Genomic DNA, 12,383 nt, shown 5'->3' with positions numbered 1-12,383 from the left:
CGAGGGGCGTCAGCGAGCGGCCAGACCGTCGATGATCAGCAGCACCCCGAAGATCGCGAACAGCGCGGCGGCGCCGTACTTGATCGCCTTCTCGGGCAGGTGCTTGCCCAGCAGCGCACCGACCCCGATGGCGAGGGCGTCGGCCAGGACCATGCCGAGGGTGCTGCCGAGCCAGGTCCCGAACCAGCCCTCGCGGGTGGCCAGCGTGATGGTCGCGAGCATCGTCTTGTCGCCGAGCTCGGCGAGGAAGAACGCGGTGCCAACCGCGAGGACGGCCGCGCCGGTGCTGCGCTTGGCCTTCTCGGCCTCCTCGTCGGTGAGCTCGTCACCGCGCAGCGTCCACAGCGCGAAGACGAGGAACGCGATGCCCGCGACGAGGGTGATGATCCACTGGTTGTCGGTGAACCGGTCGCCGACGAAACGGCCGATGCCGACCGAGGCCAGGTGGACCACGGCGGTCGCGACGGTGATGCCGATGAGGACCTGGCGGACGTTGTAGCGCGCCGCGAAGGTCATGGCCATGAGCTGGCTCTTGTCACCGAGCTCGGCGACGAAGATCACTGCTGTACTCAGCAGGAAGGCGTACATGCTGCTCCTTCTGCGTGCTGGGCGAAGGAGCCGGCCGGGGGGACGCGCCTTCGACCAGGCACGCCCTGTTGACGGGTCGTACGACTGGTCGAAAGTCTCGTCCGCCGCGATGCGGCCCGCCGCGCCGGACCCGGAGGTCAGTGTGTCGACACGGCTGTTGGGGACTACTCCCTTTCGGCCGCCCACTGTAGGGGCCGACGCGGTCGCCCCGCAAAACCGGCTACTTCTTGGCCGTCACCCAGATCGGGATCGTGCCGCGGACGACCTCGGTGCCGTCGGCGAGGACCCCGGTGCAGCGGACGTCGACCTGGAACGGCGGCTCGTGCGCCCAGTCGCCCGCGTCGGTCTCGGCGACGCACCGGACGTCGGAGGTGGCCTTGGCGACGTACTCCAGCTGGATTCCCTTGGGGATCCAGCGCATTCCCGACGGAGTCGTCGCCTCGGCGAGCAGGCCCATGGCCGCCTCCATGCCGTTGGCGACCGCGATGGCGTGCACGGTGCCGATGTGGTTCTGCACGGCCCGGCGCTTGCGGATCTGCACGACCGCGCGGTGCTCTCGCATCTCGATGACCTGGGGCCGGACGCTGGCGAAGTACGGCGCCTTCAGCATGTACGCCAGCGAGAAGGCCTTCTGGCCGAGCGGGCGCGTGCCGGCTCTGCGGTACAGCTCGTAGGTGGAAGTCACGAGCCGGATATTACCGGCCGGTAGCGTCCGTACGATCTCGGTCGTGAACGAGTACGAGATCCGCCCGGCCGTCCTCGACGACGCGGAGGCGCTGACCGTCCTGGGCGTCGAGAGCTTCGGCTACCCCCGACCGGACGGGCCGCCCCGTCCCCCGGACGCCGACGGGCGCCGCACGTACGTCGCGACGTGGCGCGGCACACCGGTCGCGGCTGTGGTCGACCGCCGGTACGACTCGTGGTTCTGGGGCTCGCGGTTCCGGACCGCGGGCATCGCCGGCGTCAAGGTCGCCCTGGAGCACCGTGGTCAGGGTCTGCTCACGCCGCTGTTCGAGCGCATGCTCTCGGACGCCGTGGCCGACGGCTGCGCGATCAGCACGCTCTACGCGACCGCCCCCGGCATCTACCGCCGCTTCGGGTACGAGACCGTCGGCAGCTACGACGAGCTGGTCCTCCCGACCGCCGAGCTCGCGGCGGTCCGGACGACCGGTGGCTCGGTCCGCCGGGGCGGCGCCTGCGACGTACCCGTGCTGCGTGAGCTGTACGCCCGGTGGGCCGTGACCCACAACGGGCCGCTCACCCGCGACGGCGCGAGCTTCGCCCGGACGGACGAGGAGGTGGCGGGCGAGTACCCCGGCATGACGATCGCGACGGACGACGACGGCAGGCCGTCCGGGTACGCCCTCTGGTCGCGCAGCGGCGGCTACGGCCAGGACGGGACCCTGGAGGTGCACGACCTCGTCGCGGTCACCGACCAGGGCATGCGCAGCCTGCTCCGGGCACTCGGAACCTCCGCGACGGTCGCACCCACCACCGTGATCTCGACCTCCGCGCCCGACCTGCTGCAGCTGGCGCTGCCGAGCCACGTGTGGAAGGTCCGCCAGGCGAACCCGTACGGGCTGGCCGTTCTCGACGTCGCCGCAGCGCTGACCGGACGCGCGTACCCCACCTGGCTCGACCTGGACCTGGCCTTCGGCGTCTCGGGGCTGCCCGTCGGCTCCGACGGCGCCTACCGGGTACGGGTCGCCGACGGCCGGGCGGCGGTCGAGCCGGCCAAGAACGCCGAGATCGTGTACACCGCAACGGGTCTCGCGCTGAGGTACGCCGGGGTCAGCAGCTGCGCCGAGCTGCGGCAGGCGGGTCTGCTGTCCGGCGCCGACCACGACGACGAACGATGGGACGCAGCCTTCTCCGGACGTCGCGTCCACATCCGCGACTACTTCTGAGGCCCCTTCGGGCGTGAGGTTCGCTGGCGGATTTGTTTCGGTCCGCCGCGCGACCCGCGAACAACGCCAGGCGCGTGCCGCTGCCCCCGTACGCTCCTCGCAACATGCCGGGAGGGAGCTGGTGGGCGTGGGGGATGTCGAAGCACGATCGGGGCCGCGGGCACCGGACCTGGCCCTGCCCCGTGCGCTGCCCAGCCTCACCTCGCTGCGTGCCTTCGCGGCCGCGGCCGTGCTGGTCTTCCACCTGATGCTGTTCGGGGTGCTGGACCTGCCGGCGTCCTCGATCGGCTACACCGGCGTGGGGTTCTTCTTCGTCCTGTCCGGCTTCGTGCTCACGTGGGGTACGGCGCCCGGAACGAGCGCGCGCCGCTTCTACCGGCGCCGCTTCGCCCGCGTCTACCCCTCCCACCTGGTCACCCTGCTGGTCGCGCTGGCCTTCTTGCTCACCATCGACCCGAGGCCGTTGCGTGCCGCGGTGCTGATCCCGAACGTGCTGCTGCTGCAGGCCTGGGCGTTCGACCCCAAGGTCGTCTACGGGATGAACGGTCCCGCGTGGTCGCTCAGCTGCGAGATGGCGTTCTACCTCGCCTTCCCGCTGCTCGTCACCGGTCTGCGTCGGCTTCGTCCCCGGGTTCGCCTCCTCGTGGCGACGGCGTACCTGGGGGCGGTCCTCGCGCTCGGCGTGGCGTTCAGCTGGACCGACATCTGGTTCCACGCGCCATGGGCGAGGATGGCCGAGTTCACGCTCGGGATGGTCGTGGCCCTCGCCGTCCGGGACGGCTGGCGTCCGCGCGGCGGACTGGTCCCGTACCTGCTCCTCACCCTCGCCGCCCTCGGGGTGCTGGCGAAGACCGGTGCGATCCACCCGGTGACCCAGGTGCTCCTCGCCCCGCCGTTCGCCCTGCTCATCGCCGCGGCCGCGGTCAACGACATCCGCGGACGCAGCGGGCTGCTCGGACACCGCGGCCTCACGTACGCCGGCGAGGTGTCGTTCGCGTTCTACCTCGTGCACGAGCTCGTCATCAGGCACCTGCCCGACCGCCCGTCGACGGGCGTACCGGCGGCGATGGTCGTCCTCGCCGTGTCCGTGATCAGCGCGGTGCTGCTCCACCACCTCGTCGAGCGACCCGCGCAACGCTGGATCTCGACCGGCCGCCGCGCACGCCGGCCGGCGGCGGTCACCAGTGCCCCGGAGGTCGACGCCGCGACACCCTGACCGGGAGCCGGTCGGCGGCGAGCGTCAGCGCTTGACGACGGTGAGGTCGCGCACGATGCGCTCGACCTTCAGGCCCTTGCCCTCGAACCGGGTCTCGACCCGGCCCTCGAACCGCGGGGCGAAACCGCCCCGAGCGCCCGCGGGGTCGTTGTGCTCGTCGCCTGGAGCGGCGAGTCGGCCGACGTACGGGTTCTCGAACGCCGGCTCGCCCTCGACGACGTCGCGCATCTGCCAGGCGTAGTCGGCCCAGTCGGTCGCGAGCCGCCACACACCACCGGGCACCAGGACGGTCGCGACCGCGGCGGCGAACTGAGGCGTGACGAGACGGCGCTTGTGGTGCTTGCTCTTGGGCCACGGGTCGGGGAAGAACGTCCAGACCTCGCTCACCGTGCCCGGCCCGAACAGCACGGCCAGCGCCTGCGCCGCGTCCGCCTCCAGCAGCCGGATGTTCTCGACGCCGGCGTGCACGGCCTTGGCGATGGTCTGCGCGACACCCGGGCGCCAGACCTCGAGCGCGACGAAGTCCCGCTCGGGGCTCTGCTGCGCGGCGTGCACCACCGCGTCACCGGAACCCGAGCCGATCTCGACCACGACCGGCGCGACCCGGCCGAACACCGACGGGAGGTCCAGCCGGGAGTCGGCCGCCACCGTCGTACCCAGGCCCTCCAGCTCGACGTCCAGCAGGTAGGTCGAGCCGTGCTCGGCGATCGCGCGGTGGTGCCGCTGCGGCATCCGGCCGCCACGACGGGTGAAGGACCGGGTCCGCGCCCGGTGCTCGGGCGGGACGTCGGGCGGCGGCTGCACTACTTCTTCTTCTCCGAGCCGGAGTCCTGGGAGAGCGCGGCGATGAAGGCCTCCTGCGGCACCTCGACGGAGCCGACCATCTTCATCCGCTTCTTGCCCTCCTTCTGCTTCTCCAGCAGCTTGCGCTTGCGGCTGATGTCACCGCCGTAGCACTTGGCCAGGACGTCCTTGCGGATGGCGCGAATGTTCTCGCGGGCGATGACCCGGGCGCCGATGGCCGCCTGGATGGGCACCTCGAACTGCTGGCGCGGGATGAGCTCCTTGAGCTTGGTCGCCATCAGGGTGCCGTACGCGTACGCCTTGTCGCGGTGGACGATCGAGCTGAACGCGTCGACCTTGTCGCCCTGCAGCAGGATGTCGACCTTGACCAGGTCGGCGGTCTGCTCGCCGTCCGGCTCGTAGTCCAGCGAGGCGTAGCCGCGGGTGCGGGACTTCAGGGCGTCGAAGAAGTCGAACACGATCTCCGCGAGCGGGAGGGTGTAGCGCATCTCGACGCGGTCCTCGGACAGGTAGTCCATCCCGCGCAGCGACCCGCGCCGGGACTGGCACAGCTCCATGATCGCGCCGACGAACTCGCTCGGCGCGAGCAGCGTGGCCCGCACGACCGGCTCGGTGATCTCGGCGATCTTGCCCTCGGGGAACTCGCTCGGGTTGGTCACCGTGTGCGTACGGCCGTCGTCGAGCGCCACCTCGTAGACGACGTTCGGCAGGGTGGAGATGAGGTCGAGGTTGAACTCGCGCTCCAGCCGCTCGCGGACGATCTCCAGGTGCAGCATGCCGAGGAAGCCGACGCGGAAGCCGAAGCCCAGCGCCGCCGATGTCTCCGGCTCGTACACCAGCGCGGCGTCGTTGAGCTTCAGCCGGTCGAGGGCGTCGCGCAGGATCGGGTAGTCCGAGCCGTCGATCGGGTACAGCCCGGAGAACACCATCGGCTTGGGGTCGCGGTACCCGCCGAGCGCGTCGCCGGCCGGCTTCGCGGCGTTGGTCACGGTGTCGCCGACGCGCGACTGGCGCACGTCCTTCACGCCGGTGATGAGGTAGCCGACCTCACCGACGCCGAGCCCCTTGGACGGCACCGGCTCCGGGGAGATGACGCCGATCTCCAGCAGCTCGTGCGTCGCCTTCGTCGACATCATCGCGATCTTCTCGCGCGGGCTCAGCTGGCCGTCGATGACGCGGACGTAGGTGACCACGCCGCGGTAGGTGTCATACACCGAGTCGAAGATCATCGCGCGGGCGGGCTTGTCGGCGTCGCCCTCGGGAGCGGGCAGCTGGCCGACGATCTGGTCGAGCAGCTCCTCGACGCCCTCCCCCGTCTTGCCCGATACCCGGAGGACGTCCTCCGGGTCGCAGCCGATCAGGCCGGCCAGCTCGGCGGCGTACTTCTCCGGCTGCGCCGCCGGCAGGTCGATCTTGTTGAGGACCGGGATGATCGTGAGGTCGTTCTCCATCGCCAGGTAGAGGTTGGCGAGCGTCTGCGCCTCGATGCCCTGCGCGGCGTCGACCAGCAGGACGGCACCCTCGCACGCCGCGAGCGAGCGGGACACCTCGTAGGTGAAGTCGACGTGCCCCGGGGTGTCGATCATGTTGAGGCAGTACGTCGTGCCCTCGGCGGCCCAGGGCATCCGGACGGCCTGGCTCTTGATGGTGATGCCGCGCTCGCGCTCGATGTCCATCCGGTCGAGGTACTGCGCGCGCATGGCCCGCTCCTCGACGACGCCGGTGATCTGCAGCATCCGGTCGGCCAGGGTCGACTTCCCGTGGTCGATGTGGGCGATGATGCAGAAGTTTCGGATCAGCTCCGGTGGCGTCGCGGCAGGGGGCAGCGCGGTGGTGGCCATCGGTGACACGGGCATGTACCTCGGGGTGATCGGCGTACGGGAGCAGTCGGCTCAGTCTCCCACGTCCGGCGTGGCCGTCAGGACGCTCGCCATCCGACACGAGGTTACGGTGGCGTAGCCAAGGTGAGCCGGATCACGTACGGTGACGTGCATTGGTTACCAATCAGTAGGAAAGGAATCCGGCATGCCCTCGCGCACCTTGATCTCTCTCGCCGCGGTCGCCACCTCCGGTGCGACTCTCATGGCCACGGCTCCCGGCGCCCAGGCGGAGGTCTGGGAGCTCCACCACACGGCGACGGCTAGCACCTACATCAAGTCGATGAACCAGACCGTGACGACCACGGGTACCCAGACCGCGAACTTCGACCTCGAGAAGCGCACCCTGAGCGCGAACCTCTCGCTCAAGGACGCGACCTCACCGGTCAAGGTCATCGGCCTCCCGCTCGCCAAGGCCACGATCCGGATCGAACCCCTCGGGCCGGCGACCGGCACGGTGGACTTCTCCAACAACATCTCGGTCACCCAGCGGCTCAACATCCGCATCGTGAAGATCCAGCCGCTCGGGCTGCCGGTGAACCTGGTGGGCAACAGCTGCAAGACCTCGTCCCCGGTCACGATGAAGCTGTCCGGCAAGCAGGGCGGCCTCTTCGACCCGTTCACGCTCAAGGGCTCGTTCGACATCCCGAAGTTCGCCGACTGCGGACTCGCCACGCCGATCGTCTCCAAGATGGTCTCCGGCAGCGGCAACACCGTGAAGATCGACTACGTGGCGGCTCCCTGACCGGCTCCGCCTCGACGAACGCCCTCACCGACCGCGGTCGGTGAGGGCGTTCGTCGCAGGGTCTCCCTCCTCGGGTGAGCGGCGCCCCAGCCACGCGGAGAAGCCGGCGACGAGCACACCCAGGACAGCGAGCCCGGCACCGAGCCGGCTCGGCCACTCATAGCCGTACCCGGCGGCCAGCACCACTCCCCCGAGCCAGGCGCCGAGCGCGTTGGCGATGTTCAGGGTGGAGTGGTTGAGCGCCGCGGCGAGCGACTGACCCTCGTGGGCGACGTCCATCAGGCGGGTCTGCAGCATCGGCACCAGGATCGTGGGGACGAGCCCCAGGAGGAACACCGCCGGCACCGCGGTCACCTTCGTCTGCGCCAGGAACCCGAACGCGGCCAGCAGCACGGCGATGGCGAGAAGGCTGAGCACGATGCCGCGCATGATCCCCCGCTGCGCGACCCGGCCCGCGAGGAAGGCGCCAGTGGTCATGCCGACGCCGTACACCACCAGGATGGCCGGCACGGTCCGCTCGCCGAAGCCGGCCAGCTCGGTCATGGTCGGGGTGATGTAGGAGAACGTCGCGAACATCCCGCCGAAGCCGACGGTCCCGATCGCGAGCGCGAGCCACACCTGCGGCCGACGCAGGCTGCGCAGCTCCGCGGCGACGCCGGCACCCGCATCCGCCGGCTGGGAGGGCACCCAGGCGAGGACGGCCAGCACGGTCAGCACCGCGATCAGCGCGACGAGGGCGTACGGCCACTGCCAGCCGAGGTGCTGACCCAGGAGGGTCGCGACCGGCACGCCGAGGATGTTGGCGACGGTGAGGCCGGCCAGCATCATCGCCACCGCCCAGGTGCGCCGGTGCGCCGGCACCAGGGAGGCCGCCACCACCGACCCCAGGCCGAAGAAGGCGCCGTGCGGCAGACCCGCGACGAACCGGCCGACGAGCAGCGTGCCGTACGAGGGGGCCAGCGCGGACGCGAAGTTGCCGACCGCGAACAGCACCATCAGCCAGACCAGGACGGGCTTGCGCGGCAGGCGCGCGGTGAGGGCCGCGAGGGCGGGGGCACCGACGACGACGCCGAGGGCGTACGCGGAGACGACGTGACCGGCGGTCGGGATGTCGATCGACACCCCGTCGGCGATCTGGGGCAGCAGGCCCATCGTGACGAACTCGGTGGTCCCGATGCCGAACCCGCCGAGGGCGAGCGCGAGGAGCGCCAGCCGGACGTGCGAGGTGGTCTCCGAGCCGGGCCGGACGGCCGTGTCGTCGCAGATGTCGTGCAGGGCGGCGGACTCGGTCACCGCCCAACGGTCCTCCAGAAAGCGGTCGACCACCAAACCGCCGGATGGAGAGACTGCTCACATGCATCCCCACGGCGTGGACTACACGCGTACCTCCAAGCGGCTCGGCTGGGAGCAGGTCGCTGCCGAGGCGGTCGTCGAGCTGGGCGACCGGTTGGGGTCGGCCGTCGCGTCGGCGGCGGAGCCGGTGGGGTCGGGTTTCGGCGGGCAGTACGCGGGCACGGTGCGGCTGGAGGACGGCCGGTCGGCCTTCGTGAAGGCGGCACCGTGGGAGCTGGAGTTCCCTGCGGCGGCGCTGCTGCGCGAGGCGGCGGTGCTCGCCCTGCTGCCGCCAGAGGTCCCGCACGCGCGTCCCCTCGCGGTCGTACGCCGCGAGGGGTGGGTCGTCCTCGCCGTCGAGCACCTCGACGGGCGCCTGCCCGGACAGCCGTGGACGGACGCCGACCTCGCGCTGGCGTACGACGCCTGCGTGGCAGCGGCCTCCGCTGTGCCTCCACCCGCTCTCGGCCCCAGCGAGTTCCGCGACGCGACCCGGCGGGACGACCGGCTGATCGAGACCGAGCACGCCCTGGCGCGGGGTGGGTACGCGTTGCCGACGCCCCAAGGCGAGGACCCGTGGCTCGTGGACGTCCTCCGCCGGCACGGCGCCGAGCTGGCCGCGTTGTCGCGCCGCACCGCCGACCTCACGGGTGAAGTGCTCTGCCACAACGACCTGCGCCCGGACAACCTGCTCGTCACCGGCGGTCGGGTGGTCGTCGTCGACTGGAACCACGTCACGCTCGGGCCCGCCTGGCTCGACTTCGCCGGCCTGCTGCCGATGGCGCGGCGTCAAGGGCTGGACGTGCGCGCCTGGCTGAGCCGCCCGCTGCTGCACTCGGCGACCGACCAGCAGGTCGACGTCCTCCTGGCCAACATCGCGGTCTACATGCTGAGCACCCAGGAGCAGCCCTTGCCGGCCGGCTGCACCCCCGCGATGCGCCACCACCAGCTGGTGTTCGCCCACGACTTCACCAGCATGCTCGCCGGCCGCCGCGGCTGGCGTTGACCCGATGCCGGGTCCGTCGATGGAGCCGTAAGAGAAGGAGCGCGGCGCCGCACCTTCTCTTACGGCTCCCGGACGGTGCGCTCCGGGTCATGCCGCGCGCCGGCTTCGCATCCAATACGCAGTGACCACCTGACCCATGAAGGCTGACTCCTGAAGGCGCAGTCCCAGCAACGGGATTCGAAGCACGGACCCTCCACTCAGCACGACGGAGTTCTGGCGCAGCGCATCGACGACGACCGAGTCACCGAACACGTGATGGATACCGTCGATCTCGACGAACAGACCGATGTCCGGCCAGCCCAGATCCAGATAGATCCGGCCGCTCGGCCCGCGGCGGACCACCTGTCGATGCGGCGCCGGCAGCCCGTGGCGTCGGCACAGCGCCCCGACGTCGAGCTCGCCCAGTGCCTGCGCACCATCGATCACGTCGTTGAGAACCGTCCGGATCAGGGCGCGGCGGCGATGGGGCCGCCAGGTATCCAAGGTGTCCTGCATGCGCGCCAGCGGCAGGAGTCTCTGCTGAGCGCTCATGACCAGGAGCAGCGCCGCCTGCCGGTCCGAGGATGCCCACTGGGCACCTCTGATGACAGCCACCGCGGTGGTCGTCCTGGGCAGACCGCCCCCGAGCAGCTCGCCCGGCCGGCGCAGGGCGACGACATGGCGCCTGACTCCGTCGACCTGCCGTGGCGCGCGGCCATGCGGCACCGAGACATGGACCTCCGGCACGTCGAAGCCAGTCAGACCTGCGACGACGAGGGCGGACACACCGTCGAGTGCGGACACTCGGCCGCTCTCCCAGACCGCACGCCACAGCCGGCCGAGACCGCTGAGATCGCCTCGCCGCAGGCCGACGGTGTGTACTCCCCATCGCACCCAGGCGCCTTTCGCCAGTCGGTCCCGCACCATCCAGCGCGTGACACCGAGAGCCGTCAGCTGGGTGCGGGACGCCACCCATCCTTGCGACTCCGCGAGCCGGTAGGCGGCGTCGAGGGACTCTTTCACGGCTCCACCTCATCGCCCGGCCACGCCGGCGGACAGTACGGCGCACGCGCGGGTGGATCGCGCGGTGCGGAGGGCGGGGATGTGGACAGGCTTGCCGCCGCGTGCGAGTTCCCCGGACCCGTAAAATGATGTGCGAGATCGCGCACGTTCTCTTACGGCTCGAGGACCGTCGCGCTTCCGCCTACGGCTCGAGGCAGCGCGACCGCAATCGCCTCGGGATCCGGACGGGCCTGGTCGTCGAGAACGGCCCCCGCTAGGGTTTCCACGAAGCGAGCCAGAGTTTCCGTATCGTGGAAAGAGATGTGTATGTCTGCCCTGACGCTGCCCGACGGAGTCGAGGTCACCGGCCCGCTCGAGGACCGCTACGAGGAGATCCTCTCCGAGAAGGCGCTCGAGCTCGTCGCGAAGTTGCACCGCGAGCTGAACGGCCGACGCCTGGAGCGACTGGACGCGCGCGGCAAGCGGGTCGCGGAGATCTCCGCCGGCGCCGACCTGGGCTTCCTGGAGGAGACCCGGCACGTCCGCGAGGACGACTCCTGGCAGGTCGCGCCCCTCGGCCCGGGCCTGGAGGACCGCCGCGTCGAGATGACCGGCCCGACCGACCGCAAGATGACGATCAACGCGCTGAACTCCGGCGCCAAGGCCTGGCTCGCCGACCAGGAGGACGCGAACACCCCGATGTGGGGCAACGTCGTGTCCGGTCCGCTCAACCTCAAGGACGCGCTCGACGGCACGCTGGCCTTCACCAGCCCGGAGGGCAAGGAATACGCCGTCACCAAGCCGTTCGAGGAGCTGCCGACGATCATCGTGCGGCCGCGTGGCTGGCACCTGCCGGAGAAGCACATCCTGGTCGACGGCGAGGAGACCTCCGGGTCCCTGGTCGACTTCGCGCTCTACCTCGTCGCCTGCGGTCAGAAGCAGATCGACAAGGGTCGCGGCCCGTACTTCTACCTGCCGAAGATGGAGTCCCACCTCGAGGCGCGTATCTGGAACGACGCGTTCGTCATCGGCCAGGATTTCGTCGGCATCCCGCAGGGCACCATCCGCGCGACGGTCCTCATCGAGACCCTGCCCGCCGCGTTCGAGATGGAGGAGATCCTCTACGAGCTGCGTGACCACTCCGCCGGCCTGAACGCCGGCCGCTGGGACTACCTGTTCTCGGTGATCAAGACGTACCGCACCCGCGGCGCCGACTACATCGTCCCGGACCGCAACACCGTGACGATGACGGTGCCGTTCATGCGTGCGTACACCGAGCTGCTGGTGCGCACGTGCCACCAGCGCGGCGCGTCCGCGATCGGCGGCATGGCGGCCTTCATCCCGAGCAAGGACGAGGCGGTCAACACCGCGGCGTACGAGAAGCTCACCGCCGACAAGACCCGCGAGGCCGGCGACGGCTTCGACGGCTCGTGGGTGGCGCACCCGGCGATGGTGCAGACCTGCGCCGACGTGTTCACCAAGGTGCTGGGCGACAACCCCAACCAGATCGACAAGAAGCGCGAGGACGTCCAGGTCGAGGGCGCTGCGCTGCTGGACGTGAAGGCCACCCCGGGAGAGGTCACCTTCACCGGGCTGCGCAGCAACATCGACGTGGCGATCCAGTACCTGCGGATGTGGCTGATGGGCCGCGGCGCGGTCGGCATCCACAACCTGATGGAGGACGCGGCCACCGCCGAGATCTCCCGCTCGCAGATCTGGCAGCAGATCAACAACCAGGTGAAGACCGCGGACACCGACCAGCTCATCACCAAGGACCTGGTGCTGCAGCTGGTCGACGAGGTCATCGCCGAGCTGCCGGGCGACGCGAGCGACTACGACGACGCGAAGGCCACCTTCCTGCAGGTCGCCGTCGCCGACGAGTACGCCGACTTCCTCACCCTCCCCGCGTACGCCCGGATGCCGTGAC

General features: G+C 70.5%; 11 protein-coding genes. 5 read left to right on the top strand and 6 right to left on the bottom strand.

Going from position 1 to position 12,383, the window contains the following annotated elements:
• Positions 1 to 9 precede the first annotated feature (9 nt).
• Both P4R38_RS03725 and P4R38_RS03720 read right to left on the bottom strand, forming a co-directional pair.
• Entirely contained in the window at positions 10 to 588 is a 579-nt protein-coding gene (locus P4R38_RS03725) for a TMEM165/GDT1 family protein (RefSeq protein WP_275240427.1), read from the bottom strand.
• Between the two features lie 220 nt (positions 589 to 808).
• Positions 809 to 1,273, bottom strand: a complete 465-nt coding sequence (locus tag P4R38_RS03720) for a hotdog fold domain-containing protein (RefSeq protein WP_277191105.1) — start codon at positions 1,271 to 1,273, stop codon at positions 809 to 811.
• A gap of 43 nt (positions 1,274 to 1,316) precedes the next feature.
• On the opposite strand from P4R38_RS03720, the gene P4R38_RS03715 reads away from it, so the two are divergent.
• Positions 1,317 to 2,495: a GNAT family N-acetyltransferase gene (locus tag P4R38_RS03715; RefSeq protein WP_277191104.1), complete on the top strand. Its 1,179-nt coding sequence runs from the start codon at positions 1,317 to 1,319 to the stop codon at positions 2,493 to 2,495.
• A gap of 127 nt (positions 2,496 to 2,622) precedes the next feature.
• The gene (locus P4R38_RS03710) at positions 2,623 to 3,711 is read left to right on the top strand and encodes an acyltransferase family protein (RefSeq protein ID WP_277191103.1); all 1,089 of its coding nucleotides are present in this window, start codon (positions 2,623 to 2,625) and stop codon (positions 3,709 to 3,711) included.
• A gap of 24 nt (positions 3,712 to 3,735) precedes the next feature.
• Here the strand turns inward: P4R38_RS03710 and trmB are convergent, their stop codons facing one another.
• Positions 3,736 to 4,515, bottom strand: a complete 780-nt coding sequence (gene trmB, locus P4R38_RS03705; RefSeq protein ID WP_277191102.1) for a tRNA (guanosine(46)-N7)-methyltransferase TrmB — start codon at positions 4,513 to 4,515, stop codon at positions 3,736 to 3,738.
• Positions 4,515 to 6,356 carry a translation elongation factor 4 gene (lepA, locus tag P4R38_RS03700; protein ID WP_277191209.1) on the bottom strand — a complete coding sequence of 614 codons (1,842 nt, stop codon included), beginning with the start codon at positions 6,354 to 6,356 and terminating at the stop codon, positions 4,515 to 4,517. Before lepA ends, trmB begins: the two co-directional genes overlap by 1 nt.
• Positions 6,357 to 6,540: 184 nt before the next feature.
• Here lepA and P4R38_RS03695 point away from each other — a divergent pair, with 184 nt between their 5' ends.
• Positions 6,541 to 7,137, top strand: a complete 597-nt coding sequence (locus P4R38_RS03695) for a hypothetical protein (RefSeq protein WP_277191101.1) — start codon at positions 6,541 to 6,543, stop codon at positions 7,135 to 7,137.
• Positions 7,138 to 7,161: 24 nt separating this feature from the next.
• Here P4R38_RS03695 and P4R38_RS03690 read toward each other — a convergent pair whose 3' ends face one another.
• The gene (locus P4R38_RS03690) at positions 7,162 to 8,430 is read right to left on the bottom strand and encodes an MFS transporter (protein ID WP_277191100.1); all 1,269 of its coding nucleotides are present in this window, start codon (positions 8,428 to 8,430) and stop codon (positions 7,162 to 7,164) included.
• 61 nt (positions 8,431 to 8,491) lie between these two features.
• Between P4R38_RS03690 and P4R38_RS03685 the strand changes: the two genes are divergently transcribed.
• Complete coding sequence (locus tag P4R38_RS03685; protein WP_277191099.1) at positions 8,492 to 9,475, top strand: phosphotransferase family protein; 984 nt, start codon at positions 8,492 to 8,494, stop codon at positions 9,473 to 9,475.
• Positions 9,476 to 9,562: 87 nt separating this feature from the next.
• Here the strand turns inward: P4R38_RS03685 and P4R38_RS03680 are convergent, their stop codons facing one another.
• A complete protein-coding gene (locus P4R38_RS03680; protein WP_277191098.1) occupies positions 9,563 to 10,477 on the bottom strand; it encodes a hypothetical protein in 915 nt (304 codons plus the stop codon).
• 306 nt (positions 10,478 to 10,783) lie between these two features.
• On the opposite strand from P4R38_RS03680, the gene aceB reads away from it, so the two are divergent.
• A complete protein-coding gene (aceB, locus tag P4R38_RS03675; RefSeq protein ID WP_277191097.1) occupies positions 10,784 to 12,382 on the top strand; it encodes a malate synthase A in 1,599 nt (532 codons plus the stop codon).
• The last annotated feature ends 1 nt before the right edge of the window (position 12,383 follow it).

Origin of the sequence: Luteipulveratus flavus, assembly GCF_029439465.1 — a bacterium.
In the GTDB taxonomy this organism is placed as follows: domain Bacteria; phylum Actinomycetota; class Actinomycetes; order Actinomycetales; family Dermatophilaceae; genus Luteipulveratus; species Luteipulveratus flavus.
The sequence above is the reverse complement of the archived record's forward strand: the minus strand, read 5'-3'. Positions and strand labels throughout refer to the sequence as shown.